Annotated in this window: 24 protein-coding genes and 1 riboswitch; of the genes, 13 read left to right on the top strand and 11 right to left on the bottom strand. The window is 63.3% G+C overall.

All coding sequences use genetic code 11. The features are described 5' to 3' along the window. Positions 1 to 42: 42 nt before the first annotated feature. The 10 genes from cpaB (at position 43) to AC1VON_RS22395 (ending at position 10,265) form a co-directional block, all read left to right on the top strand. Positions 43 to 1,014 carry a Flp pilus assembly protein CpaB gene (cpaB, locus tag AC1VON_RS22440; RefSeq protein ID WP_483124868.1) on the top strand — a complete coding sequence of 324 codons (972 nt, stop codon included), beginning with the start codon at positions 43 to 45 and terminating at the stop codon, positions 1,012 to 1,014. 30 nt (positions 1,015 to 1,044) lie between these two features. Continuing rightward, positions 1,045 to 2,496 (top strand): type II and III secretion system protein family protein, encoded by a 1,452-nt coding sequence (locus tag AC1VON_RS22435; RefSeq protein WP_172350279.1) that lies wholly within the window; start codon positions 1,045 to 1,047, stop codon positions 2,494 to 2,496. 6 nt (positions 2,497 to 2,502) lie between these two features. Continuing rightward, positions 2,503 to 2,772 carry a hypothetical protein gene (locus tag AC1VON_RS22430; RefSeq protein ID WP_172350280.1) on the top strand — a complete coding sequence of 90 codons (270 nt, stop codon included), beginning with the start codon at positions 2,503 to 2,505 and terminating at the stop codon, positions 2,770 to 2,772. A 34-nt stretch (positions 2,773 to 2,806) separates the two neighbouring features. Continuing rightward, positions 2,807 to 4,021, top strand: coding sequence for a CpaE/TadZ family protein (locus tag AC1VON_RS22425; RefSeq protein WP_483124867.1), 1,215 nt, complete (start codon positions 2,807 to 2,809; stop codon positions 4,019 to 4,021). Beyond that, positions 4,018 to 5,439, top strand: coding sequence for a TadA family conjugal transfer-associated ATPase (locus tag AC1VON_RS22420; protein WP_172350282.1), 1,422 nt, complete (start codon positions 4,018 to 4,020; stop codon positions 5,437 to 5,439). The genes AC1VON_RS22425 and AC1VON_RS22420 overlap by 4 nt, the downstream gene beginning before the upstream one ends. Positions 5,440 to 5,443: 4 nt before the next feature. Further along, a complete protein-coding gene (locus tag AC1VON_RS22415; RefSeq protein WP_172350283.1) occupies positions 5,444 to 6,409 on the top strand; it encodes a type II secretion system F family protein in 966 nt (321 codons plus the stop codon). Between the two features lies 1 nt (position 6,410). Beyond that, a complete protein-coding gene (locus tag AC1VON_RS22410; protein ID WP_483124866.1) occupies positions 6,411 to 7,376 on the top strand; it encodes a type II secretion system F family protein in 966 nt (321 codons plus the stop codon). 75 nt (positions 7,377 to 7,451) lie between these two features. Continuing rightward, a complete protein-coding gene (locus tag AC1VON_RS22405) occupies positions 7,452 to 8,285 on the top strand; it encodes a PA3715 family protein (protein WP_172350285.1) in 834 nt (277 codons plus the stop codon). 160 nt (positions 8,286 to 8,445) lie between these two features. Beyond that, positions 8,446 to 8,919, top strand: a complete 474-nt coding sequence (locus AC1VON_RS22400; protein ID WP_172350286.1) for a hypothetical protein — start codon at positions 8,446 to 8,448, stop codon at positions 8,917 to 8,919. Between the two features lie 170 nt (positions 8,920 to 9,089). Continuing rightward, positions 9,090 to 10,265 carry a GGDEF domain-containing protein gene (locus AC1VON_RS22395; protein WP_172350287.1) on the top strand — a complete coding sequence of 392 codons (1,176 nt, stop codon included), beginning with the start codon at positions 9,090 to 9,092 and terminating at the stop codon, positions 10,263 to 10,265. Positions 10,266 to 10,277: 12 nt separating this feature from the next. On the opposite strand, the gene gcvP is transcribed toward AC1VON_RS22395, so the two are convergent. From gcvP to gcvT, 3 genes are read right to left on the bottom strand one after another with little or no spacing between them, the layout of a single operon-like run. Then, positions 10,278 to 13,088, bottom strand: a complete 2,811-nt coding sequence (gene gcvP / locus AC1VON_RS22390; RefSeq protein WP_172350288.1) for an aminomethyl-transferring glycine dehydrogenase — start codon at positions 13,086 to 13,088, stop codon at positions 10,278 to 10,280. A 17-nt stretch (positions 13,089 to 13,105) separates the two neighbouring features. After that, positions 13,106 to 13,474 (bottom strand): glycine cleavage system protein GcvH, encoded by a 369-nt coding sequence (gcvH, locus tag AC1VON_RS22385; protein WP_172350289.1) that lies wholly within the window; start codon positions 13,472 to 13,474, stop codon positions 13,106 to 13,108. A gap of 5 nt (positions 13,475 to 13,479) precedes the next feature. After that, entirely contained in the window at positions 13,480 to 14,580 is a 1,101-nt protein-coding gene (gene gcvT / locus AC1VON_RS22380; RefSeq protein WP_172350290.1) for a glycine cleavage system aminomethyltransferase GcvT, read from the bottom strand. 149 nt (positions 14,581 to 14,729) lie between these two features. Continuing rightward, positions 14,730 to 14,816: riboswitch (glycine riboswitch) on the bottom strand. 476 nt (positions 14,817 to 15,292) lie between these two features. On the opposite strand from gcvT, the gene AC1VON_RS22375 reads away from it, so the two are divergent. Then, positions 15,293 to 15,502 carry a hypothetical protein gene (locus AC1VON_RS22375; RefSeq protein WP_246740684.1) on the top strand — a complete coding sequence of 70 codons (210 nt, stop codon included), beginning with the start codon at positions 15,293 to 15,295 and terminating at the stop codon, positions 15,500 to 15,502. Between the two features lie 2 nt (positions 15,503 to 15,504). Here the strand turns inward: AC1VON_RS22375 and AC1VON_RS22370 are convergent, their stop codons facing one another. Continuing rightward, positions 15,505 to 16,338: a transporter substrate-binding domain-containing protein gene (locus AC1VON_RS22370; RefSeq protein ID WP_483124865.1), complete on the bottom strand. Its 834-nt coding sequence runs from the start codon at positions 16,336 to 16,338 to the stop codon at positions 15,505 to 15,507. Between the two features lie 87 nt (positions 16,339 to 16,425). On the opposite strand from AC1VON_RS22370, the gene AC1VON_RS22365 reads away from it, so the two are divergent. After that, complete coding sequence (locus tag AC1VON_RS22365; RefSeq protein ID WP_483124864.1) at positions 16,426 to 17,046, top strand: DUF3011 domain-containing protein; 621 nt, start codon at positions 16,426 to 16,428, stop codon at positions 17,044 to 17,046. Positions 17,047 to 17,201: 155 nt separating this feature from the next. On the opposite strand, the gene AC1VON_RS22360 is transcribed toward AC1VON_RS22365, so the two are convergent. The 7 genes from AC1VON_RS22360 to AC1VON_RS22330 all read right to left on the bottom strand — a co-directional run bounded on the left by AC1VON_RS22360 (position 17,202) and on the right by AC1VON_RS22330 (position 22,409). Beyond that, entirely contained in the window at positions 17,202 to 17,630 is a 429-nt protein-coding gene (locus tag AC1VON_RS22360) for a GNAT family N-acetyltransferase (protein WP_483124863.1), read from the bottom strand. Continuing rightward, a complete protein-coding gene (locus tag AC1VON_RS22355; protein WP_483124862.1) occupies positions 17,630 to 18,421 on the bottom strand; it encodes a molybdopterin-binding protein in 792 nt (263 codons plus the stop codon). The genes AC1VON_RS22360 and AC1VON_RS22355 overlap by 1 nt, the downstream gene beginning before the upstream one ends. A gap of 1 nt (position 18,422) precedes the next feature. After that, a complete protein-coding gene (locus AC1VON_RS22350; protein ID WP_172350294.1) occupies positions 18,423 to 19,307 on the bottom strand; it encodes a cytochrome b/b6 domain-containing protein in 885 nt (294 codons plus the stop codon). Between the two features lie 97 nt (positions 19,308 to 19,404). Beyond that, a complete protein-coding gene (locus AC1VON_RS22345; RefSeq protein WP_172350295.1) occupies positions 19,405 to 20,082 on the bottom strand; it encodes a DUF1345 domain-containing protein in 678 nt (225 codons plus the stop codon). A 30-nt stretch (positions 20,083 to 20,112) separates the two neighbouring features. Further along, on the bottom strand, positions 20,113 to 20,580 hold the full coding sequence (locus AC1VON_RS22340; protein WP_483124861.1) for a YaiI/YqxD family protein: 468 nt from the start codon (positions 20,578 to 20,580) through the stop codon (positions 20,113 to 20,115). A gap of 63 nt (positions 20,581 to 20,643) precedes the next feature. Then, positions 20,644 to 21,213 (bottom strand): S-(hydroxymethyl)glutathione synthase, encoded by a 570-nt coding sequence (gfa, locus tag AC1VON_RS22335; RefSeq protein ID WP_483124860.1) that lies wholly within the window; start codon positions 21,211 to 21,213, stop codon positions 20,644 to 20,646. Between the two features lie 68 nt (positions 21,214 to 21,281). Next, entirely contained in the window at positions 21,282 to 22,409 is a 1,128-nt protein-coding gene (locus AC1VON_RS22330) for an S-(hydroxymethyl)glutathione dehydrogenase/class III alcohol dehydrogenase (RefSeq protein ID WP_483124859.1), read from the bottom strand. Between the two features lie 199 nt (positions 22,410 to 22,608). Between AC1VON_RS22330 and AC1VON_RS22325 the strand changes: the two genes are divergently transcribed. Beyond that, positions 22,609 to 24,621 (top strand): acetyl-CoA carboxylase biotin carboxylase subunit, encoded by a 2,013-nt coding sequence (locus AC1VON_RS22325; RefSeq protein WP_172350299.1) that lies wholly within the window; start codon positions 22,609 to 22,611, stop codon positions 24,619 to 24,621. Positions 24,622 to 24,734: the final 113 nt, after the last annotated feature.

Raw genomic sequence — 24,734 nt, 5'->3', positions numbered from 1 at the left:
CCGCTGGCCGGGATTCCTGTTTCTTTAACAAAGCGGCCTAGCGTGAGCCCAACAAACAAGAAAACGACGGGCATCAGGGGTTTCGGCGTGAGGGGCAAGGCCATAACGATGATCGGCATCGCCGCCGTTTTCGGCGCGATTTCGATCTTTGCCGCGGATTTCTGGGTCAAAAGCCAGGCCAAGGCCGACGCCGAGGAGAAGACGGCGTCGATCGCTGCCCCAGCTCCGCCGAGGATCGAGTTCAAGACCATCGTGGTGGCAAACGCACCGTTGCGCTACGGCATGGAACTCGACCGTGCAAAGCTGATCGAAATCCCGTGGCCGCAGGATTCCCTGCCGCAGGGCGCCTTTCCCACCATCGATGGGTTGCTTGGCGAAGGCAGCCGCGTCGTGCTGTCGCCGATCGAGGTCAACGAACCGGTGCTGCTGACCAAGCTGTCGGGGCCAAACGGTCGCGCGACGCTCTCCAACATGCTGACGCCCGGAATGCGCGCGGTCACCATCCGCACCGACGAGATCGCCGGTGTTGGCGGCTTCGTCACGCCTGGCGACCGCGTCGATGTCGTGCTGACGCGCGATGCCGGCGAAATCCAGGAAGTCGCCAAGAATGCGCAAGGGGCGGCCGGTTCGACCATCACTTCCGAGATCGTGGTTGCGGACGCCAAGGTGCTGAGCGTCGGGCAGGGCGCCGACGAGCGCCAGACCACGCCGCAGGTGGCCAACTCCGTGACCATCGAGGTGACGACCGAGGGCGCGCAGAAAGTGGCGCTTGCCCGCACCGTCGGCACGCTGTCGCTGTCGCTGCGCTCAGCCAGCGAAGGCGGCGACGGCAAGAATGGCGTCACCACCATCTCTTCCTTCGGCGGATCGGTGGCGGCCAAGGCTCAGGCCGCGGCCGGCTCCTTGTTCGATGCGATGACCAAGGAGCCAGAGAAGCCGAAATTCAAGACGGTCATCGTGACGCGCGGCACGAAGGCCGAGGAATATCAGGTTCCTGCGCGGGATCAGAAGTAAAGGCCGGTGGGGACCGGGCGGGACGGGGCAATGTTGATGCGTACCCTATATCGAATGGCGGGCCGGTTGCGTTTCGCGCGCACCCTGGCGATGGCGATGGCGGTGGCCCTGGCCGCGGGCGGGATGCTTGCCTTGCCCAGCGCGGCCAGGGCGGACAATGACGTCGTCCATGTCTCGGCGACCAGGAATGCGTCGATCAAGGTCGCCAAGGGGAAGCCCAAGACGATCGTGACGAGCGCTGCTTTCTACCAGATTGTCATCGGCGATCCGGAGATCGCCAACGTCAATCCGCTGACCGACAAATCCTTTTATGTGCTGGGCAACAATCTCGGCACCACCGGCATCGCTTTGTTCGACGAGAACAAGCAGCTTGTCGGCACCGTCGACATCGAGGTGACGCTCGACACGGATCAACTGGCCAGCACCATCCGCGCCAGCGTGCCGGACGCCAAGATCAAGGTCGGTTCGGCCAATGGCCGTGTCGTGCTGTCGGGTGAGGCGGATGACGCTGTCGCCGCGGATAAGGCAAGCAAGATCGCCAGCCGCTTTTCCGGCAATGAAGAGGTGATCAACTCCGTCAACATCTCGTCCTCGCAGCAGGTCCAGCTCAACGTCCGTTTTGTCGAGATCAATCGCCAGGCAAGCCAGGATCTCGGCGCCAAATACAGCGCCAATTTCGCCTACGGTATCGGTGGGCGCGACGTCACCATCGATCCGGGAACCGTGCCGGCGGCCGGCACCGGCGAGATCATCGGCCGGCTGTTGTCGAACGGCGTGTCGATCGATGTCGCCATCAAGGCGCTGGAAGAGCGCGGCCTCGCCCGCCGGCTGGCCGAGCCGAACCTGATTGCCCGTTCCGGCGAGACGGCGAGCTTCCTCGCCGGCGGCGAATTTCCGATCCCGGTTTCCGAGGACAACGGCAAGATTTCCGTCAGCTACAAGAAGTACGGCGTCAGCCTCGATTTCACGCCGACAGTGCTCAAGGACGGGCTGGTCAGCCTCGACATCGCGCCGGAAGTGTCCTCGATTGATGCGTCGGCCTCCTATAACATCGGCACCATCTCCGTGCCCGGTTTCATCGTCCGCCGTGCCAAGACCTCGGTCGACCTGAAGAATGGCCAGAGCTTCATGATCGCGGGGCTGCTGCAGTCGCAAAACGACATCACCACATCGCGCATTCCCGGCCTCGGCAAGATGCCCGTGCTTGGACCGCTGTTCTCGTCGAAGTCCTATCAGCGCCGCGAAACCGATCTGGTCATCATCGTCACGCCCTATCTGGTCAAGCCGGTCGATCCATCGAAGAAGATGGCCGAACCGACCGACGGCACGCAGCCGGCCAGCAACGTCGACTATTTCCTCAACAATACCGAGGAAGTGAAGGCATCGGACACCGGTCGCGCGCTGGCGCTGGCTGATGGCAGTGCCGCACGAGCCACCCCCGCCACCACGGTCGGGCATTTCCTCGACCTGCCGAAGGACTGAAGTGCCATGCGTCTGATCCTGAGATCGAGCATTGCCTTGCTTTTGGCCGGCTTCGCCGCCGGCTGCACCAGCGACGACTATGTGCGCAGTGAAGGGCTGACGACCGGCGCCGGTAACGCCCAGGCCGCCAATACCGTCATGCAGATGGTCGATCCGTGGAAGTACGGTGTCCAGAACACCAGGCTTCTCGTGCCTGCCAAGCGTGGCGATGCCGGACCCGTCACACCCGATCAGGCCACCGCTTCGAAGGCATCGCAGACGACCACGGGCAACTGACCCCAAAGGGCGATCGAGCCCACAGGCTGATAAAATGGCAAACGGCATCAAGACCCGGAAAATCCTGCTGGTATCGACGGACAGGACCTTCGTGCAGGACACGCGGACCGCATTCGCCGCATCGGAAATCATCCAGCTCTCGGCGGTGGAGAAGAGTGTCACCGAGTTGCGTGGCGAGATCCAGGAGGCCGATTTCGGCGCCATCATCGTCGATATGGACGCGGCGAGGCTAGAGGAGGTCGAGTCGCTGCAGCGCATCATGCGCCGGCAGGAGGGCAAGACACCGGTTGTCGTCGTCACCCAGGAGTTCAACGCAGCCGCTGTGCGTATCCTGGTGCAGCTCAAGGTCGCCGATTTCCTGGTCAAGCCAATCACGACGGCCGACCTGGTGCGCTCGGTCGTGCGGGCGTTGCAGGGGCCGGGGCGGGAGGAAAACACCGAGTCGCAGATCTACACCTTCATGCCTGCCGCCGGCGGCGTCGGTACAACGACGCTGGCGCTGCAGACCGCCTTCCAGCTGCATCATTCGGTGACGCGTGGCGCCTCGACCTGCGTGGTCGATCTCAATTTCCAGCAGGGCGCCTGTGCCGAATATCTCGACCTCGAGCCACGTTTCGACATTACCGAGATCGAGAATCAGCCCGAACGCCTCGACCGGCAATTGCTCGACGTGATGCTGTCCAAGCACGCCAGCGGGCTGTGCGTGCTGGCCGCGCCGACCCACCCGGCGGAGATGCGCTCGTTCAAGACCGATGTCGTGGTACGCATGCTGGACCTCGTCTCGGCCTATTTCGACAATGTCGTCATCGACATGCCACGCACCTGGTTTCCCTGGACGGAGACCGTGCTGCTCGGCTCCAACAAGCTCTATATCGTCGCCGAGATGACGGTGCCGTGCCTGCGCCACACGCAAAGGCTGATCCAGGCCGTCTATGAGACCGCCGGCAAGGAAGTGAAGCCGAACGTCATCGTCAACCGTTTCGAGCAGAAGATGTTCGACAACGGCATCAAGCAGGCCGATGTCCAGGAGATCCTTGGCGAGCATTTCGTCGGCGGCATCGCCAACAACTACCGGCTGGTGCGCGAGGCGGTCGACCGCGGCGTGCCGCTGCACGAAATCGACCCCAATGCCAATGTCGTCAACGACCTGAAGAGGATCATTCTTCCGGAGGAGGCAGCCGCGACTGGAGCCAAGTCGAAGTCGCTGTTTGGTCTCGGCAAGGGCTTCTTGAAGAGGAAGGCAAGATGAGCAGCCGTTTTTCAACCCTGCAGAACCGTGACGCGCGTCCGCAGCGTCCGGCAGAAGCAGCCCCGGTCGCGCATCATGCGGTCGTCATCCCGACCAGCCGAAAGGCCTTGCCGGCAAAGCCGGACGTCGCACCGGCAAAGAACGCCAACAAGGTGCTCGATGCGCGCGTTCGCATTCACCGCATGCTGCTCGAGGAGATCAACCTCGTGGCGCTGGAGCGTTTGCCCAAGGAGGAGATGCGCCGGCAGGTGCATGATTTCGTTTCTGAAAAAACCCGCCAGGAGCGGATGGCGATCAACACCGTCGAACTCGAGGCGCTGGTCGACGATATCGTCGACGAGATGGTCGGCCTCGGTCCGCTCGAGCCTCTGCTCAAGGATCCGGACATCAACGACATCCTGATCAACGGCCACCAGAACTGCTTCATCGAAAAGAAGGGCAAGCTGCAGCAGGTCCATATCCCGTTCAAGGATGAGGCGCATCTGCTTAGAATCATTAACAAGATCGTCGCTGCGGTCGGCCGCCGTGTCGATGAATCGCAGCCGATGGTCGACGCGCGCATGCTCGACGGCTCGCGCTTCAACGCGGCCATCCGCCCGGTTGGAGTCGACGGGCCGCTGGTGTCGATCCGCAAATTCTCCAAGAACAAGCTCGGCCTTCACAAGCTGGTCGAATTCGGCGCCATCACGCAGAACATGGCTGAGGTGCTGGCGGCGGCGGTTCACGCCCGCAAGACGACGATCATTTCCGGCGGCACCGGTACCGGCAAGACGACGATGCTGAACGCGCTGTCGGCCTTCATCCCCGAGGACGAGCGGTTGATCACCATCGAGGACGCGGCCGAACTTCAGCTGCAGCAGCCGCATGTCGCGCGCATGGAGACGCGCCCCGCCAATATCGAGGGCCATGGCGAACTGAAGCAGCGCGATCTCGTCAAGAACGCGCTGCGCATGCGCCCAGACCGGGTCATCCTCGGCGAGTGCCGCGGCGAGGAAGCCTTCGACATGCTGCAGGCGATGAACACCGGCCATGAGGGGTCGATGGCGACCATCCACGCCAACACGCCGCGCGATGCCATTTCGCGCCTCGAACAGATGCTTGGCATGACCGGCATGCCGATGACGGTGCAGTCGATCCGCAGCCAGATCGCCAGCGCCATCGATATCATCGTCCAGCTGACCCGGCTTTCCGACGGCAAGCGCAAGGTGACAAGCGTCGCCGAGGTGACCGGCATGGAAGGCGACGTCATCCAGATGCAGGAGATTTTCCGCTTCGTGCGCACCGGCATGGATGCCGATGGCGGGATTCTCGGCTATTTCGAGGCGACCGGCATCCGGCCGCGCTTCCTCGAGGATCTGCGCGCCATGGGCATCGAATTTCCCGGACGCTATTTCGAACCCGGCCGGCCGCAGGAGTAACCAGGTGTTCGACGGGCTGAGCGCGATCTATGTCGTCTATGCCGGGGCAGCACTCACCGGCATCATGATCGCCGAGGCCTGTTATCTCCTCTATGCCGGCCGCAGCGACAAGCGCACCGCCATCAACCGGCGCATGAAGCTGCAGGAAAACAAGATCAGCCAGGAGCAGGTGCTGATCCAGCTGCGCAAGGAACGCGGCCTTGATGCGGGCACCTCGCTGTTCTCGCCGGACCGGTTCCGTGCCCTGCGCACGCAGTCGGGCATGATCATGCCGCTGTCGAGATTCCTGATGATCACCTCGGGTGTGGCGCTGGCCATGGCCCTGGTCGCGATCTGGTATGGCTTGCCGCTTTTGATGGGGCTTGTCCTGTTCGTCGTGCTGCTGCCGCTGTTGCCGGTGGTGGTGATGCGCTTCAAGCGCAAGCGCCGGCTCAAGCGCTTCGGCATGCAGCTGCCCGAGGCGCTGGAGTTGATCACGCGCGGCCTCAAGGCCGGTCATCCCGTGCCGGTGGCCATCGCCATGGTGTCGCGCGAAATGCCCGATCCGATCGGTACCGAATTCGGCGTCATCGCCGATGAGGTGACCTATGGTTCCGATCTGGTCTCGGCGTTGAATTCGCTGTTCGACAGGGTCGGCCATGAGGATCTGCCGCTGTTCATCACCGCCGTCTCGATCCAGTCCAGTTCGGGCGGCAATCTGCGCGAGATTCTCGACGGCCTGGCGCTGACGATCCGCGAACGCGGCAAGCTGCGTCGCAAGGTGCGCGCCATCTCGACCGAGGGCCGCATGTCGGCCTATATCCTGACGGCGATACCGGCGCTTTTGTTTGCCGCCATCATGGCGCTGATGCCGGGCTTCTACCGCGATGTCTGGGACGAGCCGAAAACCTGGTACCTGATCGGCGGCTCGGTGACCTGGCTGATGCTGGGCAATCTGATGATGTTCAAGATGTCGAATTTCAGGTTCTGACATGCAGGGCTTCATCGAGTTCCTCGCCTCGCTTGCTCCGACTTCGTTGATGCCGGTGGCCGTCCTGTTGCTGGCCCTGGGCACAGGCGCGGTCGCCTGGCCGATGGTGGCGGCGAAGGGCGATCGCAACGAAGTGAAGCGCCGGCTCAAGGTCGACCATGGTCCCGCGGCCGCGAAACCCGAGCCGCTGCAGAAGAAGAATGCCGACGTCGTGCGCGAGAAGGCGGTGAGGCGGGCGCAGGAATTCTACGCCAAGAGCGATCCCGAAAATGTCGCCCGGTTGCGTATGAAGCTGATCCAGGCCGGCTATATGGAGCCGCGCGCCGTCGGCACGTTCTTCATCATACGCTTCTCGGTGCTGGTCGGCGCCGCGATCGGCGCGTTTGTCCTGAACCAATGGCTGGCCAATGCCGACGCGACGATGGCCAGCCGTTGGGCGTTCGTCATCCTGTCGGGCGTGGCCGGCTATTTCCTGCCTGGCCTGGTGCTGACCCAGAAGGTGCGGGAGAAGATGCGCGAATACCGCAACGGCTTTCCCGACTTCATGGACCTGATGATCGTCTGCTCGGATGCCGGCATGAGCATGGAGGCCGGCATCGAGCGCGTCTCGAAGGAACTGGCCAAGACCTATCCCGCGCTCAGCCAGAACCTGCAGCTGGTGTCGCTGGAACTGAGGGCCGGGCGCAGCCTCGACGATGCGCTGAAGGCACTCGCCGACCGCCTCAGCCTCGACGAGGTCCGTTCCTTCGCCACGCTGCTGCAGCAGTCGAAGGAGCTCGGCACCAGCCTGTCGGGCGCACTGCGCGTCTTCTCCGACGAAATGCGCCACAAGCGCATGTCGCTGGCCGAGGAAAAAGCGCACGCTCTGCCGGCCAAGATGTCGATACCGGTGACGGTGTGCATCCTGCCGGTGGTGCTGATGATCGCGGTCATCCCCATCATCGTCAAAATGACGGGTAGCCACTAGCCAATATTGATGCTCTGGATCCGGGGCCGACAACCATCATCCGGTCCGAACGCGGCCCTGCGACGTGAGAATCCCATGCGAATATTGTTGTGTGCCGTCTCCCTCGCTCTCGCCGCCGCCAGCCTGTGGCCGGCGCAGGCCGCGGCCGACGATTGCGGCGATGCCGCCGCGCTGTTGCGGCAGGCTTATCCCAAGGTCCAGAAAAGCGCCGACGGCCGTTCGTTCACGCTCGAGCCGCATACCAGCATCCCCCTCGCGGACCCGCAGGATGGTATGCCGGGCCTGGTCTGCAAGGTCTGGCCTGCCCATGACGATCTGCTTCTGGTCGCGGTGCCGCTGATCGACAGCGTCCAATCCTCCGACGGCCAGCATGTTGGCGATATCGAGCTTCTGGTCGTCGACAGGAGGACCCTGCAGGTACGCCAGCGCCTGCTCCAGCCCAGGCTGATGAACGACGATGCCATCGCCATCCGCGGCATCGAATTCGACACCGGCCGCTATGGGCTGGCGCCCGGTGTCACCGCCTTCGGCCTGCGCATCGACATGGCCAACCATTCGCAGCCCAATCCCTTTGGCGAAACCGACCTGCGGCTCTATGCCATCGCCAACAATGCGCTGCGCTTGGTGCTCGACGGGCTCGTCGTGGCCGGCAATGGCGGCGAAGGCGACACCAATTGCGCGGGATCCTTTCATTCGAGCCAGGTCAGCCTGGCGATGAGCCCGAAGATCCATCGCGGCTACCACGACATCATCGCGGTCGAGCGGCAGGATACCGACGAGCCGTTCCCCGACAAGGATGGCGAGTGCCAGTCGCATCCCGGCAAGTCGGTGAGCCGGACGCACCGGCTGCGCTATGACGGCAGCCGCTATCCGGTTCCGGCGGCGCTCAAGGCAATGGACCCGCCATAACAACGCGGTTCGCACCCGTTCGAGGCGTTGCGGCCCCGTGGTTAATGGCCGGTATTGCGGAAACCAAATCTTAGGGGCATTTCGGCACCGAAGCTTAATCGCTGTGCTGTAGTGTCTTTCCCTGAAGAACGACCCGACAAATCGGGCGACGGGGCAGGGCATGCGTCAGACGAAATTTGCGGCGGTGGCCACGATGGCGGCCGCCTTGATGATCACCGGGTGCACGACGAACAACAACGTCGACACGACCAAGACCACCGCGATCCAGCCGGCTGCCAGGGATGTCGATACGTCCGATCTGGCGCAAGGCAAGGCGCAGTTTCGCGATGCGAATTACGGCCTCGCCGAACAGCATTTCAGCAAGGCCGTCGAGCTGAAGGCCGACAACGCGGAGGCCTGGATGGGGCTCGCCGCCTCCTATGACGAACTCGGTCGCTTCGACTTTGCCGACCGCGCCTACGGACAGCTCCTGAAGGTCGCCGGCCGCAAGCCGCAGATCGTCAACAATATGGGCTATTCGCAACTGCTGCGCGGCAACAAGAAGAAGGCCAGGGCGCTGCTGCTGGAGGCAAAGGCCGGCATGGCCGACCCCACGGTCGTCAACGCCAATCTCGCTCTGCTCAACAAGGGCTGATGGCCGTCCTCGCGCCGGCCAAGGGTACGGTTTCGGGACAGGTGGTATCGACGCTTTGTAAACCCTAACCGTAGCTTCGGTCGAAAGATCGGCTGAAAACCATGATCGAGGGCTGCCGCTGACCTAGAATGCGGCGTAACCGCCGACGCTCGAAGAGGCCCCCGCCCGATATGCTGGATTTCAGTTCGCTCCTGCTCGCGGCCGCGCTGTCGGGCACCTGTCTGGCCGTCACCATGTTTGCAATCTGGTTCACCGCGCCGCGGGCTCGTTTCGTGCCGACGGTGGCGTGCGGCATTCTCGTGCTCGTCGCGCATGTGATCCTGTTCTGGCGATACACCAAGGAGCCGGATCCGCTGCTTTGCCAGATCGCGCTGGCGCTGCTCAGCCTGGGCTTCCTGATCCTCTGCATTTCGGCCATGCAGTATCTTGGCGTGGCGAACCACAGGCGTGCGGTCGTGCCGACACTTGGCGCCATGGCAATCTGCGCGGCCTTGACCTTCCTCGGCCTTGACGGTGTCGGCTTCATCGTCACTTACGCGACGGTGACCGTGCTGCTGTCGACGATCGGGGCGATGTTCTGGGTCAATGGCAGTCATGATCGCCGCATCCTGCTGGTGGTCTCGTTCCTGAGCGGCACCTGTGCGGTGTCGTTTGCCCTTTGCGGCATGGTTCTGCTGGCCAAGGCGCAATGGACGCTCGGGGTTGCGCCGGACAATTGGGCCGAACGTCTGAATTCCGTCGTGGCGGTGGCCTGCATGACCGGCCTCGGCGCCTTGACGCTCTCGCTGCACCATCTGCAGGCACAGATCGAGCTGAAGGCCGAGACGATGACCGATCCATTGACTGGGCTGATGAACCGTCGTGGATTGACGTCGCTCCACGGCGAGCGGTCCTTCGGTCCCTTCGTAGCGATCGTCATGTTCGACCTCGATCACTTCAAGAGGACGAACGACATATACGGTCACCCCATAGGGGATCAGGTCCTGTGCCGCTTCGCTGCCGTCATTCGGAGATATGCCAGGAACGGCGTCGACGCCTTTCGCCTGGGCGGCGAGGAGTTTGCCGTCGTCATGTCGCGGATGACGGAAGAGCGGGCCTATGATCTCGCCAGCAAGATTGGCGTGGCCTTCGGCACCGAAATCGTCGCCACCCCGCTCGGTCCGTTGCGCAGCACGGTCAGCGGTGGCATCGGCTTTGGCGGCGCCGACGGCAGCAGCCTCGACGAAGTGCTGGCCGAGGCGGACGCCGCGCTCTACGCGGCCAAGCGCGCCGGCCGAAATTGCGTCATCAGCCGCAAGAGGATGGACAAGGCCGAACCGATCGAGCCGGCCTTGCGCTCAGCTTAGGCCGAGAGACTGCTATTCGGCTGCTCCCAGGTAATCCGACAGCGGCGGGCAGGAGCAGACCAGGTTGCGGTCGCCGGCGACATTGTCGATGCGCGATACTGGCGGCCAGTACTTTGCCGCTGTGTCGGCGTCGCCGGCGGGGTAGGCCGCTTCCATCCGCGAATAAGGATGGTTCCACTGGCCGGCCAGTGCCTCTGCCGCGGTGTGCGGGGCGTTGACCAGCGGGTTGTCGGTCAGCGGCCATTCGCCTTTCGCCACCTTGGCTGCCTCGCCGGCGATGGCGATCATCGCCTCGCAGAAGCGGTCGAGCTCGCGCTTGGGCTCGGACTCCGTCGGTTCGACCATCAGCGTGCCGGCAACCGGAAACGACATGGTCGGTGCGTGGAAGCCGTAGTCGATCAGGCGTTTGGCGATGTCATCGACGCTGATGCCGGCGCTCTCCTTGAGCACACGCGTGTCGAGGATGCATTCATGCGCGATACGATCGTGCCGGCCCTTGTAGAGCAGGGGGAAGTGCGGCGCGAGTCGTGTCGCCACGTAGTTGGCCGAGATGATGGCGGTCTCCGTTGCCTGCTTCAGGCCGGCGGCGCCCATCATGCGGATATACATCCAGGTGATCGGCAGGATGGAAGCGCTGCCGAAGGGTGCCGCCGACACGGCATGCGCCGAGCCTTCGGTGACATGGCCCGGCAGATAGGGCTTCAGATGCGCCTTGACGCCGATCGGCCCGATGCCGGGGCCACCGCCGCCATGCGGGATGCAGAAGGTCTTGTGCAGGTTCATATGGCAGACATCGGCGCCGATATCGGCCGGGCGGGCAAGGGCGACCAGCGCGTTGAGGTTGGCGCCGTCGAAATAGACCTGGCCGCCGTGCTCGTGAATGAGGGCGCTGAGGTGGCGGGCGCCTTCTTCGTAGACGCCGTGCGTCGAGGGGTAGGTGAACATCAGCGCCGCGAGATTCCTGGAATGCTCGTTAGCCTTGGCCCGCATATCGTCCATGTCGATATTGCCGTCCTCCAGGCAACGCACGACAACGACGCTCATGCCGGCCATCGCCGCACTTGCCGGGTTGGTGCCATGCGCGGAAGAGGGGATCAGGCAGATGGTGCGATGGCCTTCACCGCGCGAGCGATGATAGGCGCGGATGGCGAGCAGGCCGGCATATTCGCCCTGACTGCCGGCATTGGGCTGCAGGCTGACCGCATCGAAGCCGGTGATCTCGGACAGCCAGCCTTCCAGCTCGCCGATCATGGCGCGATAGCCGGCCGAATGGCTGGCCGGCGCGAAGGGATGCAGGTTAGCGATGCTTGGCCAGCTCACCGGCATCATTTCGGCCGCCGCGTTGAGCTTCATGGTGCAGGATCCCAGCGGGATCATGGAGCGGTCGAGCGCCAGGTCCTTGTCGGCCAGCCGACGCAGCAAGCGCATCATGTCGGTTTCCGACTTGTTCTCGTGAAAGACCGGCTGGGTGAGAAACTCTTTTCCACGCGGCTTACCGGGCACAGTGCTGCCGGCCGAAGGCCCGGGCTTGGCACCGAAAATGGCCGCGATCGCCTCGAGATCGGCATCGGTCGAGGTCTCGTCGAAGCTGATGCCGACATGGTCGGCGTCGATGACCCGCAGTAGCCGGCCGGCTTTTTCGGCGGCTTCGGCGATCTCTGCGGCCTTGCCCTTTACCTCCACCGTCACCGTGTCGAAACGGCTGGCGCCGAGCACGGGCACGCCTGCCGACTTGAGACCGCCTGCCAGACGGTTGGCCAGCGCGTGGATGCGTCCGGCAATCGCCTGCAGGCCGACGGGACCGTGCCAGATGGCATAGGCCGTCGCCATGTTGGCGAGGAGCGCCTGCGCGGTGCAGATGTTGGAGGTCGCCTTGTCGCGACGGATATGCTGCTCGCGCGTCTGCAGGGCGAGGCGGTAGCCGGGCCGGCCCTTGCTGTCGGTCGACTGGCCGACAAGGCGGCCGGGCATCAGCCGCGTCAGCCTGTCGGAGACGGCGCAATAGGCGGCGTGCGGGCCGCCAAAGCCCATCGGCACGCCAAAGCGCTGCATCGGCCCGACCGCAATGTCGGCGCCGAGTTTTGCCGGCGCATCGGTCAGCGTCAGGCCGAGCGGATCGGCGATGAAGACGACAATGGCACCGGTGGCGCGGGCCTTGTCGATCGCGGCCTTGTGGTCGCCATAGACGCCAAAGGTGTCGGGCCAGGAGACGAGCAAGGCGGCCGTGTTGTCGTCGATCGTCTCGCCGTCGATCTCGATGCCGAGCGGTTCGGCGCGGGTGCGTACCACATCCAGCGTCTGCGGATGCGGCGTGCCGGCAAGTGCCACCTTGGTGCGTTTGTCGCGGTGGTGGCGCAACGCTATGCCGACCGCCTCGGCGACGGCGGTTGCCTCATCGAGCAGCGAGGCCGACGCCACCGGCAGGCCGGTCAGTTCGGTGACCAGCGTCTGGAAGTTGAACAGCATTTCCAGACGGCCCTGGCTGATCTCGGCCTGATAGGGGGTATAGGCCGTATACCAGGCCGGATTCTCGAACAAATTGCGCTGGATGACCGGCGGCACGTGGACGCCGTGATAGCCGGCGCCGATGAAGCTCTTCAGCACGGTATTCCCTGCCATTGTCGCCGACAATTCGGCCAGTGCTTCGGCTTCGCTCGCCGGCGCCGGCAAGGCCAGCGGCAGGTCGAGGCGAATCGATTGCGGCACGGCCTGGCTGATCAGTGTCTCGACCGAGGGGACGCCGATAACCGCAAGCATGGCTCTGACGTCGCTGACATCGGGACCGATATGGCGGGCCGAGAAGGGGGTAAGTGCTGCGCTCATCGTTTTAAGTCCTGTTATCAGCCGATATGGGCTTTGTAGGCGGCCTCATCCATGAGGCCGGCGAGCTGGCTTTCGTCGGCAAGTTTCATCTTCCACAGCCAGCCGGCGCCGGTTGCCGCCGAGTTGACCAGCGAGGGGTCGGAAGACAGCGTGCCGTTGGCCTCGGTGATCTCGCCGTCGACCGGCGCGTAAACGTCAGAGGCCGCCTTGACGGATTCGACCACGACGGCGGTATCGCCCTTGGTCAGCTTCTTTCCCGTTTCCGGCAGTTCGACGAAGACGAGGTCGCCGAGCTGTTCCTGTGCGTAGTCGGTGATGCCGACCGTGGCGATGCCGCCTTCGACGCGGAGCCATTCGTGATCGGATGTGAAATAGGTCTTTGTCATGCGGTCTATCCTTTGCGGTAGCGATGAGAGGTGAAGGGCAAAGAGCTGATATCGACAGGGATTTTCGTGCCGCGCACGTCGGCGAAGACCCGCGTGCCGGGCTTTGCCAGCGATGCGGCGACATAGCCCATGGCGACCGGGTGGCCAGCCGAGGGGCCAAAGCCGCCCGATGTGACGTGGCCGGCGGGATTGCCGTCGGCGTCGAACAGGGCAGCACCGGCGCGCACCGGCTGGCGGCCTTCCGGCTTCAGGCCGACACGCTTTTGCGCCGGGCCACGTTCCACGGAGGCGCGTAGGGCGTCCGCACCGATGAAGGTGCCGGACGCGCGGATGTCCTTGGGGATCGCCCACATAAGCGCGGCGGCGGCCGGGTCGGTCTCCGGCGTGATGTCCTGGCCATGCAGGCAAAGCCCCGCTTCCAGCCGCAGGCTGTCGCGCGCGGCAAGGCCGATCCACAGCACGCGTTCATCCTCGAGCAGCTTCGCTACAAGGACGCGCGCATCGGCCTCGGGCAGGCCGATCTCGAAACCGTCCTCGCCGGTATAGCCGGACCGGCTCATGAACCAGTTCTTTCGCGGCTCGACACCGTGCATGAACAGCAGCGAACCAGTCTCGATGCCGGCGCGGGACAGCGCGGCCCAGGCTTCGGGTCCCTGTATGGCCAGGAAGACGCGGTCGAGCGGGTCGACCTTCACGTCAAAATTCGCGGCCAGCTCGCGCAGATGCTTTTCGTCGGCGACGGCGTTGCCGGCATTGGCGACGACCATGAAGCGGTCGGCGCCGAGGCGGGTGACGATCAGGTCGTCGAGGATGCCGCCCGCCTCATTGAGGAAGAAGGTCAGTTTGGATTGCGAGATTTCGAGCGCGCCGGCATCCAGCGGGCAGGCTCGGTTGAGCAGCGCAACCGCTTGCGGTCCGCTGACCTCGAACAGCTTCATGTGCGAGATGTCGAAGAGGCCCGCATGCTCGCGGGTATGCAGATGTTCCTTCATGACGCCGGCCGGGTAGGTCAGCGGCATCGACCAGCCGGCGAAGGCGCCGAAGCGCGCACCGGCGGCTGTGTGTATATCTTCGAGGGGAAGGTGTCTTGAGTCGTCGCCCGTCATGTCGTCTCCAGAGTCGCACGCAATCGGCCGCGAATGGCGACCAGTCCGTGCCCCTCTGTCTGAAGCCTGAGAGACTCGCGCAGCCGGAACTCTGTCAGCGGCGCTTACACCTTCGGCGCGGGGGCAAGCCCCGACTTTCCAGAGTGTCTTTCCCGTCTACGGTTCTTTTGCCTGAGAGATTTCGGGCGATTTCCCCTTCGGCGGCAGCTCTTGCTGCTCTCTCCCGCAAACAGGTAGGACTCAAACCTCGAGTCCTCGACGCGCCATCCATAGCCCGCCGGCGACACCTTGTCACCTCCCTGCGACATCTAAAGCGCGACGCGCCTTAGATCTTTGTTTTGATGCATGTCGTTCTCCCGAAGCCGCTGCACACCTTTGGGCGACATGCATTGGCCGACAAGTCTTCGCTAACCACGCCGTTTGCCGGTTTTCCAAGACACTCCTGACAGAGAAGGTCGATATGACGCTTTGGGGCGGACGGGACGACAATGGGCGAATTGATCATAAGCGCGCCGGTGGCGGGGCTGACCTCGAAGAACCGCATCGCCTCGGAGGACGTGGTGATGCTGCGCCGCGATGTGTTCGCCGATGGCGTGGTGACGCGAGGCTTTGTTCGCGCTCGACCGGACGGCGCGGGACAAATGCGCGGACTGGGCACCGTTCTTCGTCGAGGCGGTGACCGATTACAGCCAAGAACAGGGCAGCCGAGGCTTTGGCCCGCCGCGCCGAAGCGATCGATGTCAGCGAAGCCAAATGGTTGGCCGAGCACATCGGGGCTAACCGTCCCCTCTACGAGAACGAGCGCGTCGGCGGAGGCCGGCGTCCGCTGCGCGATAATGAACGCACGCTGCTCGCGCTGATCAAGCGCGCCTCGCCGGAAATCCACCCGGCGCTGAAGCCGCTGCTTGAGAAAGTGGCCTAAGCCTACTGCTTCGGCTTGGCCTGTTCCGGCTTGGTGCCGGTATCGAAGCGCGACATCCATTTGAAACCGCCGAACCAGTAGCGGCGCACGCCGGCGATGGTGCCGTCGGCGGTGCGCGCGCCGATCCAGTTGTTGACGTACTGGGTCAGGCGCACATCGTCCGGCCGCAGGGCAAAGGCTTCCGGCGTGCGCAGCAGCGGGCCGCCGACCAGCCTGAATTTCGCGTCGTAGAGCCTCGCCGCCATCTGCGGTGTCGGCGAGGTGGCGACCATCGCCTGCGCGTCGCCGCCGATGATCGCGGCAAAGACATCGGCAGTGTTGTCGAAGGATAGGATGTTCGCCTTCGGAAAAGCTTCCTTGGCAGCTGCCTCGTCCGTGGAATTGGACAGCACGGCGATCTTATATCCCGGCGCCGCCAGCGCCTTTCCCGGCCTTTTGCCGAGGCTGGCGATCGAGGCCACCATGCGGACGTCGGCGGTGCCGGTCGGGTTGGAGAACACAACCTCGCGGGCGCGCTCCGGCGTGCTGGCATAACCTGCGGCGATCAGATCGAAATCGCCCTTGAGCAGACGCGCCTTCAGGTCGTTCCACGGCACTTCGACCAGCTTCAGGTCGACGCCGAGATCGGACGCCAGGGCGCTGGTCAGGTCGACATCGTAGCCAGCGAATTTGCCATCAGCCTGCTTGAGGATCCATGGCGGGTTGAGCGCCACGCCGACCGTCAGCGTCTTCTGGTCGATGACGCGCTTCAGGCTGTCGTCCGCGCGGGCCGGCAATAACGCCAACCAGGCAGAAAGAATAAGTATGATCGCCGCGACCATATTATTAGCGCGCATGAATGTATCCTCATTGCAGCTTGTCTGGTTGTAAGACTTACACAGAGGTGCCATTCTGTCGATAGCGAACACAATTGGAGACTTGCAATGTCGGTGCGGATGGCGGTTACCGGTTCGATGATGTTCCTGGCCTGCCTCTTGGGCAATCCGGCGAAACTGTCACTGCTGCCCGATGCCGCGCGGGCCGCGGCGCCGATGCGCCTGGTCTGCTCAAGTTCCAACTACCGCTACTCTTATTGCGGGATCGACACGCGTGGCGGCGTGCAATTGACCAACCGGCTGTCGAAGTCGCGCTGCCAGTTCGGCACAAGCTGGGGCTATGATGGCGGCGGCATCTGGGTGGACAAAGGTTGCTCGGCGCAATTCCTGATCTCCGGCTCCGGCTCCGGCTCCGGCTCCGCCCGCAAGCCGTCTCCCGGCGATGCGGCGGCAGCGATCATCGTCGGCGGCATTGTTGGCGCCATCCTCGACAACAACGACAGGCACAGTCACCATTCGGACAATTATTATCCGAGGCCGAAGCCGCGCCGCGGCGATCAATGGATCGACCCGACGCCGCAATTCGACAGGGACGGCAATCCCAATTTCGATACCCACGGCAACTATCAGGGGTGCCACGGCATCGGCTGCAGGGTGGACAATCCGGACGAGATGCAGGGCGGGCCACCTGAGCCGGGTCAAACCACTTTCGATAGTTCGGACGAATGATCGCGCCGCCAAAAGCTTGCCGCTCTGAAATGGATTCAGGCGACGCGCTTTTTAGTTTTTGTTTTGAGGCATGTCGTTGTCCCAGAATCGCTGCGCACTTCTGGGCGACATGCATTAGGTCCGCATGTTGAACGCCGAACCCGTCAGGCTGCTGCCTATCGGGGAACCACCGCCTTGCAAAGGATGATGTTGGAATGGCCTTCGGGCCATCCAGCGAATTCGGCCATACGCTCGAAGCCAGCTTTTTGGTACAGGCCGGGTGCCTGGAAATCGTGGGTCGAAACCCATATCCGCAGCGAGCCGCGCGCGGCTGCCTCCGCGACAAAGGCATCGAGCAACTTCCTCCCGTGGCCAAGGCCTCGATAGGCCTCGTCGACCCACATCAGCTTGAGCTCGGCGATGCCGGCCCAGGAATAGCCGGCGGCGATCCCGACGGCGCGTCCTTTGTAATCCCGCAGAGCAAAGGCGAGGGCACGGTCGTCGTTACGACCGGTCAGCCTCCGGTTGTCGTCGTCGAGATGCTCCTCGATGACATGGAGCTCGGCTGCCGCAAGATCATGCTCGGCCTGCAGGCGAGGGCCCATCAAATCCCGCCGTACCAGTCGTAGCCATTGTCTTCCCAATAGCCGCCGCGGCCGCCGCCGACATTGGCGAAGCTGTCGACCAGTTCGATCTTGTAGAGATATTTCGGCATCTTGTAGCCGAGCTGGCGCTCGACGCGCACGCGCAGCGGCGCGCCGTTCTCGACCGGGAGCGGTTTGCCGTTCAGGCCATAGGCCAGGATCGTCTGCGGGTGGCGGGCGTCGATCAGGTCGATCGTGCCATAGTATTTGATGTCCCCGGACAGGCTGCGGTCGATCGTATCGAGGCAGTGGAACATGACGTAGCGCGCCTGCGGCTTGACCACTGCCTGGTCGAGCACCAGCGACAGCGGCGTACCGGTCCATTTGGCGATGCAGCTCCAGCCTTCGACGCAGTCATGACGGGTGATCTGGGTGCGGCTCGGCATGTTCTGAAGCTGCTCGCGGCTAAGCGACAGCGGCTTTTCAACCAGTCCCGAGACTTCCAGCCGCCAGTCGGCGAAATTGTTCGCGAGCAGGCCCTTGTAGGTGTCATCGTCAGGGGCCGTGACTCCGTTCGGCCGCTGCGGCTGGCGGATGTCGGCATCGGTGAATTCCGGCGCCAGTGCGTCACGCCCGGCGAGCAGGCGCTGCGCGCGATATGTCAGGCCATTGGCGTTTTCGAGGAAGCTGCGCAGGCCGCTGCCGATGCTCAGCTGGCTGTCGAAAGCGTCGCATCCCGACAGCATGATACCGGAGGTACCGAGGCTGGCGGCGGTCAGGAATTTTCTGCGGCTGATCTGGAACTTAGCCATCTCAGGCACTCCTTTCGGTCGTCGTCTTGTCGTCATGCGAGGGAGGGTCCGTGCGGTACCAGCCGGTGATGATCGAACGCAGTTCGTTGATCGGGCCGGCGGCAAGGATCATCAGGATGTGAATGATGAAGAAGCCGACGAGCAGCAGCATGACCGTGAAATGGATGGTGCGCGCCGTCTGCCTGCCACCGAGCACCTCGTTGAGGAACGGCAGCACCGAATTCATGCTGGGCGACATGGCAAGGCCAGTGATGATCATCAACGGCAACAGCACGAACAGCACCCCGCCATAAGCCATCTTCTGCAGCGTGTTGTATTCGCGTGTGTGGTGGAATTTCAGCCTGGCGTGGTCGACGATGTCCCGTGGCAGCCGCTTGAGGTCGTCGAGGCGCGGGGCAAGATCGCGCCTGATATGACCGTTGATCAGGCTGGCGACCAGCCAGACGATCAAGGTCGTCGTCAGGATCCAGGCGAAGAAGAAATGCACGACGCGGGCGGTACCGAGATCATAGTAGGAGGGAATGGTTGCCCAGGACGGGAAGCCGCGCGCCGTCTCGTTACCTGGCGGACCCGACCAGCCGAGAACGCCCGTCGTGTCGAAGCGGTGCCCGAAGATTTCGGTGTAACCGCGCGGACCGGCATCGGTGTTCGCTGCGCCGATTTCGAAAATGGTGTTGTTGTATTCGAAGCCGGATTGCTTGCCGATGTAGAGCTGCGGCCGGGCGTTGAAGATCTGCAGGCCGGAAAGCAGCATGAAGAACAGCGAGATGGCCCAGATCCAATGCGTCAGCCGCGTCCAGCGCGACTGCCGGTAGATCAGTGTGCTGCCACTCGACACGGGTGCATCCGGTCCGGTGGCGGATTGGCTTCTGGCAACGGATTCCATCTTGTCTCGTCTCCCGGCCTCGCGGCGTGGCCTGCGCGTTCATTGTCCTCCTGATACGTCGCGATCCAAACCGATGTTTCATCCGATCACGGATTTATTACGGACCACCAAGGCTGACGGCGAGATTGACGGCCGCGGCGACGATGACCGTGTTGAAGAAGAACGACAGGATCGAGTGGACGAGCACGACACAGCGCATATGCGTTGTTGAAATATTCGTGTCGGCGGTCTGCGCCGTCATGCCGATGACCGCCGAGAAGTAGAGGAAATCCCAGCCCTCCGGTCGCTTGTCGCCTGGGAACAGCAATCCGCCGACCGGGATTTTTGTCTTGGTCTTGGTGTCGACCTCGTCGCCGTCCATCCAGTAGACATGCGCATAATGAAGTGCCGCCATGGCATGGATAGTGAACCAGCCGAGCGGGATCGACAGCAGCGCGAAGATGAGTTCGACGGGGTGGCCTCTGTCCTTCTGATTGATCAGCAGGAACAACGAGACAACGGCGACACCGACAACGACTAGCGTGATGGCGAAGATGACCAGCACCGGCTGGTCGGTGGCGCGCGCATTCTTGCTTAGATACTTGCCGGTGAACTTGGGCATCTGGCTGACGACAAGAATGACATAAGCGGCGAAAAAGGCGTTGGCGCCGATCGAATAGGCAAGCGGGGCGTGCAGCAGCAACGCCACAAGCAGCGCAAGCGCCCCGAAACACGCGGACATGGCGAACAGCATGTGGCGCTGCATTGGTCTTTGCACGGGAATTTCGGCAGCCATGGTGGTTCCGACCCTGGATGGCGCTCTGTTCTAGCTCGGTGTGGCCGATTTCAGGGCGCGCCGCAAGATACGGTCGAGTTCGCCGAGGAACCGCGAGCGGTCTTGCGGCGCGAAGGAGGCATTGTAGCCCTTGCTTTCGCCGGTCTCGCGCAAATGCTGCTTGAGGTCGCGCATGGCCACGGCCATGCCGATGGTTTCTGGCGTGAATGGGCGTCCGGTGGGGCCAAGCACGTGGGCGCCGAGCGCCACGGCGCGGGCCGCGAGCGGAATATCGGCAGTCACCACGACATCGTTGGATTTGGCGTTCTCGACGATCCAGTCGTCGGCGGCGTCAGCTCCCTTGGAGACCACGACGTTGCGGATCATCGGATCGCGCGATGGCCGCAGGCCGCCATTGGAGACGTAGGTGACGAAGACGCCAAGGCGCTCGGCGACTTTCTCGACCTCGGCCTTGACCGGACAGGCGTCGGCGTCGACGTAGATGACGGGCGCGGGCATTGTTTCTCCGAAACGGACAGGGGCCGGTAACATGTCCGGCCCCTGCCTGAAATCCTACAGCGTTCAGGCCGGCAGCGCGCCGGACTTCTTCGCCGTCCAGGTGGCGATGTAGTCCATCAAGCCAGGGTTGAGGCAGTCATAGGGTTCGAGCCCGATTGTCCTCAGCCGCGCACGAATACCGTCCATCCGCTTCGGGTCGACACCGGATTCGATGATCGAGGACACGAAGGCGGCAAAGCCCGGCGGCGACCAGCCGTCCTCGACGAAGCGTTCGGGGTGGATGAAGGACAGCCCCTTGAACGCATGGTCGCGCTCGACCGGTCCGTGCATGTGGACGCCGCAGCCGGTGCAGGCGTGGCGCTGGATCAACGCGCTGGGGTCGACCACCTTGAGCTTGTCGCCGTTCTCGGTGACGGTGACGTCGCCGGTACCGGCGACGGCAACCACCGAGAATACAGCACCTTCCGGCTTCCAGCATTTGGTGCAGCCGCAGGCGTGATTGTGGGCGATCTGCCCCTTGACCTTCACCTTGACCGGCTTGCTGGTGCAGGCGCAGACCAGCGTGCCGCCTGCAAAGCTTGCGCTTTCCTTGGGCAGGCCATTGTCGATTTTCGGGTGCAGTTTTTCCGCCATTCCATTCTCCTCCCAGTTGTGAACCACAGAGGTCGCTGGCCGGTGGGTCGGCGGCGTGTGGCTTTGCTTCAATAAACGACGACGCTTCGGATCGACTTGCCCTCATGCATGAGGTCGAAGCCCTTGTTGATGTCCTCGAGCTTCAGCGTGTGGGTGATCATCGGATCGATCTGGATCTTGCCGTCCATGTACCAGTCGACGATCTTCGGCACGTCGGTGCGGCCGCGCGCGCCGCCGAAGGCGGTGCCCATCCAGGTGCGGCCGGTGACGAGCTGGAACGGTCGGGTCGAAATCTCCTGGCCGGCGCCGGCGACGCCGATGATGACCGACTTGCCCCAGCCGCGATGCGAGGCTTCCAGCGCCTGGCGCATCACCTTGGTGTTGCCGGTGCAGTCGAACGTGTAGTCGGCGCCGCCGATCTGGTCGGCACCGCGCTTCGTCATGTTGACGAGGTAAGGGACGATATCGCCGTCGATCTCCTTCGGATTGACGAAATGCGTCATGCCGAACCGCTCGCCCCAGGCTTTCTTGTCGTTGTTCAAATCGACGCCGATGATCATGTCGGCGCCGGCCAGCTTCAGGCCCTGGATGACGTTCAAGCCGATGCCGCCGAGGCCGAAGACCACGGCGGTCGCGCCGATCTCGACCTTGGCGGTGTTGATCACCGCACCAATGCCTGTCGTCACGCCGCAGCCGATGTAGCAGATCTTGTCGAAGGGAGCGTCCGGGTTGACCTTGGCCACCGCGATCTCGGGCAGCACGGTGAAGTTCGAGAAGGTCGAGCAGCCCATGTAATGGAAGATCTTATCCTTGCCGATCGAGAAGCGCGACGAGCCGTCGGGCATCAGGCCTTGGCCCTGCGTGGCGCGGATCGCCGTGCACAGGTTGGTCTTGCGCGACAGGCAGGACGGGCACTGCCGGCATTCCGGCGTATAGAGCGGGATGACATGGTCGCCCTTCTTGACCGAGGTTACGCCCTTGCCGACGTCGACCACGACACCGGCGCCCTCATGGCCGAGGATGGCCGGAAACAGCCCTTCCGGATCGGCGCCCGACAAGGTGAACTCGTCGGTGTGGCAGATACCGGTCGCCTTGATCTCGACCAGCACCTCGCCATCGCGCGGACCGTCGAGGTCGACCTCCATGATCTCCAGCGGCTTTCCGGCGGCGACAGCGACAGCGGCGCGGGTCTTCATCAGGCGTCCTCCAATGCGAATTTTTTTCCAAGGTTTCAGGTTTTATCGACACGATCAACTGGAAGCTGGCGCCGAGACTGGGCCACAGCGAAGAATTGGAATCGCAAATCGATTGAAAGGCAGTGATTTGCATGGTCGGCTTGACCCTGCAAGCACAGGCCATAAAAGGAACGACCGACCGGAGGGGAACGACCTCAGCATGTTCACGAAAATCCTGATCGCCAATCGTGGCGAGATCGCCTGTCGCGTCATCAAGACGGCGCGCAAGATGGGCATTGCCACGGTTGCCGTCTATTCCGATGCCGACCGCGACGCGGTTCATGTCGAAATGGCCGACGAGGCGGTGCATATCGGGCCGTCGCCCGCAGCGCAAAGCTATCTTGTCCCTGAGAAGATCATCGCCGCGTGCAAGGAGACTGGGGCTCAGGCCGTGCATCCAGGCTACGGCTTCCTGTCCGAACGGGCGGCCTTCTGCGAAGCGCTGGAAGCGGAAGGCATCGTCTTCATCGGCCCGAAACCCAAAGCGATCAAGGCGATGGGTGACAAGATCGAATCGAAGAAATTCGCCAACGCCGCCAAGGTTTCGACGGTGCCCGGCTGGCTCGGCGTCATCGAGAATGCCGACCATGCTGAAAAGATCGCTGGCGAGATCGGCTATCCCGTGATGATCAAGGCCTCGGCCGGCGGCGGCGGCAAGGGCATGCGCATCGCCTGGAACCAATTGGAAGTGCGCGACGGGTTCGACCGGGCGCGATCGGAAGCCAAGAGCTCGTTCGGCGATGACCGCGTGTTCATCGAAAAATTCGTCGTCGATCCGCGCCATATCGAGATCCAGGTGCTGGCCGACGCGCATGGCAACGCGCTCTATCTCGGTGAGCGCGAATGCTCGATTCAGCGCCGCAACCAGAAGGTGGCCGAGGAGGCACCGTCACCATTTCTCGATGCCAAGACGCGCAAGGCCATGGGCGAGCAGTCGGTGGCGCTGGCCAGGGCCGTCGATTATCAGAGCGCCGGCACGGTCGAGTTCATCGTCGACAAGGACAAGAACTTTTATTTCCTTGAAATGAATACACGATTGCAGGTCGAACATCCGGTGACCGAGCTCGTCACCGGTATCGATCTGGTCGAACAGATGATCCGCGTTGCCGCAGGCGAAAAGCTTGGTCTGAAGCAAGGCGACATCAAGCTGAATGGCTGGGCGGTGGAAAGCCGGCTCTATGCCGAGGACCCCTATCGCAATTTCCTGCCGTCGATCGGCCGGCTGACCCGCTATCGGCCGCCGGAGGAGGGGCAGTTTGGCGATGTCGTCATCCGCAACGACACCGGCGTCACCGAAGGCTCGGAGATTTCGATGTTCTACGACCCGATGCTCGCCAAGCTGTGTACCTGGGCGCCGACGCGCATCGAGGCGATCGATGCCATGTCGGAAGCGCTGGACAGTTTTGTGGTCGAAGGCATCGAGCACAATATCCCGTTCCTGGCGGCGCTGATGCAGCATCCGCGCTGGCGGGAAGGGGCGATTTCGACCGGCTTCATAGCCGAGGAATATCCCGACGGTTTTGCCCCTGTCGTGCCGAACAGCGAGGAAGAGGCCGTGCTGGCATCAATCGCCACCGCCACGGAATTGTTGCGCCGCGACAGGCTCGACCGGCTGGGCGGGCGGCTGGCGCCGCATTCGGGCGCCCTCAAGCGCGACTGGGTGGTGAAGATCGGCGATGACTATCTCCAGGCGTCCATCCTGGAAGGCATGATTTCGATCCCAATGGAGATCGACCTGTCGATCGAGGGCGGCAAGGCGCTGACCGTTTCGTCCGACTGGCGGCCGGGCGACCTGATCTGGCGCGGCACGGTCGGCAAGCGCAGGGTTGTCGCCCAGATCCGGCCTGTCGCCAACGGTCTTCGCATCGCCTGGAAAGGCATGTCGGTGACCGCCCGCGCCATGCTGCCGCGCACCGCCGAGCTGGAACGGCTGATGCCGGAGAAGGTGGCGCCGGACACGTCGAACCTGCTGCTTTGCCCGATGCCCGGCCTCGTCGTGTCGATCGCCGTTACCGAAGGCCAGGAGGTCAAGGCCGGCGAGACGCTTGCCGTGGTCGAGGCGATGAAGATGGAAAACGTGCTGCGTGCGGAACGCGATCTCGTTGTGTCCAAGCTCAACGCCAAGCCCGGCGACAGCCTGGCTGTGGACGCGGTGATCATGGAATTCGCTTGAGCAAGTCGCGCAGGGGCGCGGAAGCCTGTGGTTGTCGGTCGTTTGTGCTGGACTGGTATCGCCCTGTCCCGGACAATACATCCTCACCGACTCAAAGCCTTCGACAGCGCGAG

The sequence above is a fragment of the Mesorhizobium sp. HAY1-8B genome (assembly GCF_056868045.1).
Note: the sequence above shows the minus strand (reverse complement) of the source record. Positions and strands in the feature narration are given on the sequence as shown.

Excerpts from the sequence above, each read along its gene's own strand:
- AC1VON_RS22435 (WP_172350279.1), top strand. The coding sequence starts at position 1,045 with ATGTTGATGCGTACCCTATATCGAATGGCGGGCCGGTTGCGTTTCGCG.
- AC1VON_RS22370 (WP_483124865.1), bottom strand. The coding sequence starts at position 16,338 with ATGCGCGCTAATAATATGGTCGCGGCGATCATACTTATTCTTTCTGCC.
- AC1VON_RS22360 (WP_483124863.1), bottom strand. The coding sequence starts at position 17,630 with ATGGGCCCTCGCCTGCAGGCCGAGCATGATCTTGCGGCAGCCGAGCTC.
- AC1VON_RS22425 (WP_483124867.1), top strand. The coding sequence starts at position 2,807 with ATGGCAAACGGCATCAAGACCCGGAAAATCCTGCTGGTATCGACGGAC.
- AC1VON_RS22340 (WP_483124861.1), bottom strand. The coding sequence starts at position 20,580 with ATGCCCGCGCCCGTCATCTACGTCGACGCCGACGCCTGTCCGGTCAAG.
- gfa (WP_483124860.1), bottom strand. The coding sequence starts at position 21,213 with ATGGCGGAAAAACTGCACCCGAAAATCGACAATGGCCTGCCCAAGGAA.
- AC1VON_RS22365 (WP_483124864.1), top strand. The coding sequence starts at position 16,426 with ATGTCGGTGCGGATGGCGGTTACCGGTTCGATGATGTTCCTGGCCTGC.
- AC1VON_RS22330 (WP_483124859.1), bottom strand. The coding sequence starts at position 22,409 with ATGAAGACCCGCGCCGCTGTCGCTGTCGCCGCCGGAAAGCCGCTGGAG.
- AC1VON_RS22325 (WP_172350299.1), top strand. The coding sequence starts at position 22,609 with ATGTTCACGAAAATCCTGATCGCCAATCGTGGCGAGATCGCCTGTCGC.
- AC1VON_RS22355 (WP_483124862.1), bottom strand. The coding sequence starts at position 18,421 with ATGGCTAAGTTCCAGATCAGCCGCAGAAAATTCCTGACCGCCGCCAGC.
- AC1VON_RS22350 (WP_172350294.1), bottom strand. The coding sequence starts at position 19,307 with ATGGAATCCGTTGCCAGAAGCCAATCCGCCACCGGACCGGATGCACCC.
- gcvT (WP_172350290.1), bottom strand. The coding sequence starts at position 14,580 with ATGACGGGCGACGACTCAAGACACCTTCCCCTCGAAGATATACACACA.
- gcvH (WP_172350289.1), bottom strand. The coding sequence starts at position 13,474 with ATGACAAAGACCTATTTCACATCCGATCACGAATGGCTCCGCGTCGAA.
- AC1VON_RS22405 (WP_172350285.1), top strand. The coding sequence starts at position 7,452 with ATGCGAATATTGTTGTGTGCCGTCTCCCTCGCTCTCGCCGCCGCCAGC.
- AC1VON_RS22345 (WP_172350295.1), bottom strand. The coding sequence starts at position 20,082 with ATGGCTGCCGAAATTCCCGTGCAAAGACCAATGCAGCGCCACATGCTG.
- AC1VON_RS22395 (WP_172350287.1), top strand. The coding sequence starts at position 9,090 with ATGCTGGATTTCAGTTCGCTCCTGCTCGCGGCCGCGCTGTCGGGCACC.
- AC1VON_RS22400 (WP_172350286.1), top strand. The coding sequence starts at position 8,446 with ATGCGTCAGACGAAATTTGCGGCGGTGGCCACGATGGCGGCCGCCTTG.
- AC1VON_RS22420 (WP_172350282.1), top strand. The coding sequence starts at position 4,018 with ATGAGCAGCCGTTTTTCAACCCTGCAGAACCGTGACGCGCGTCCGCAG.
- AC1VON_RS22430 (WP_172350280.1), top strand. The coding sequence starts at position 2,503 with ATGCGTCTGATCCTGAGATCGAGCATTGCCTTGCTTTTGGCCGGCTTC.
- gcvP (WP_172350288.1), bottom strand. The coding sequence starts at position 13,088 with ATGAGCGCAGCACTTACCCCCTTCTCGGCCCGCCATATCGGTCCCGAT.
- AC1VON_RS22410 (WP_483124866.1), top strand. The coding sequence starts at position 6,411 with ATGCAGGGCTTCATCGAGTTCCTCGCCTCGCTTGCTCCGACTTCGTTG.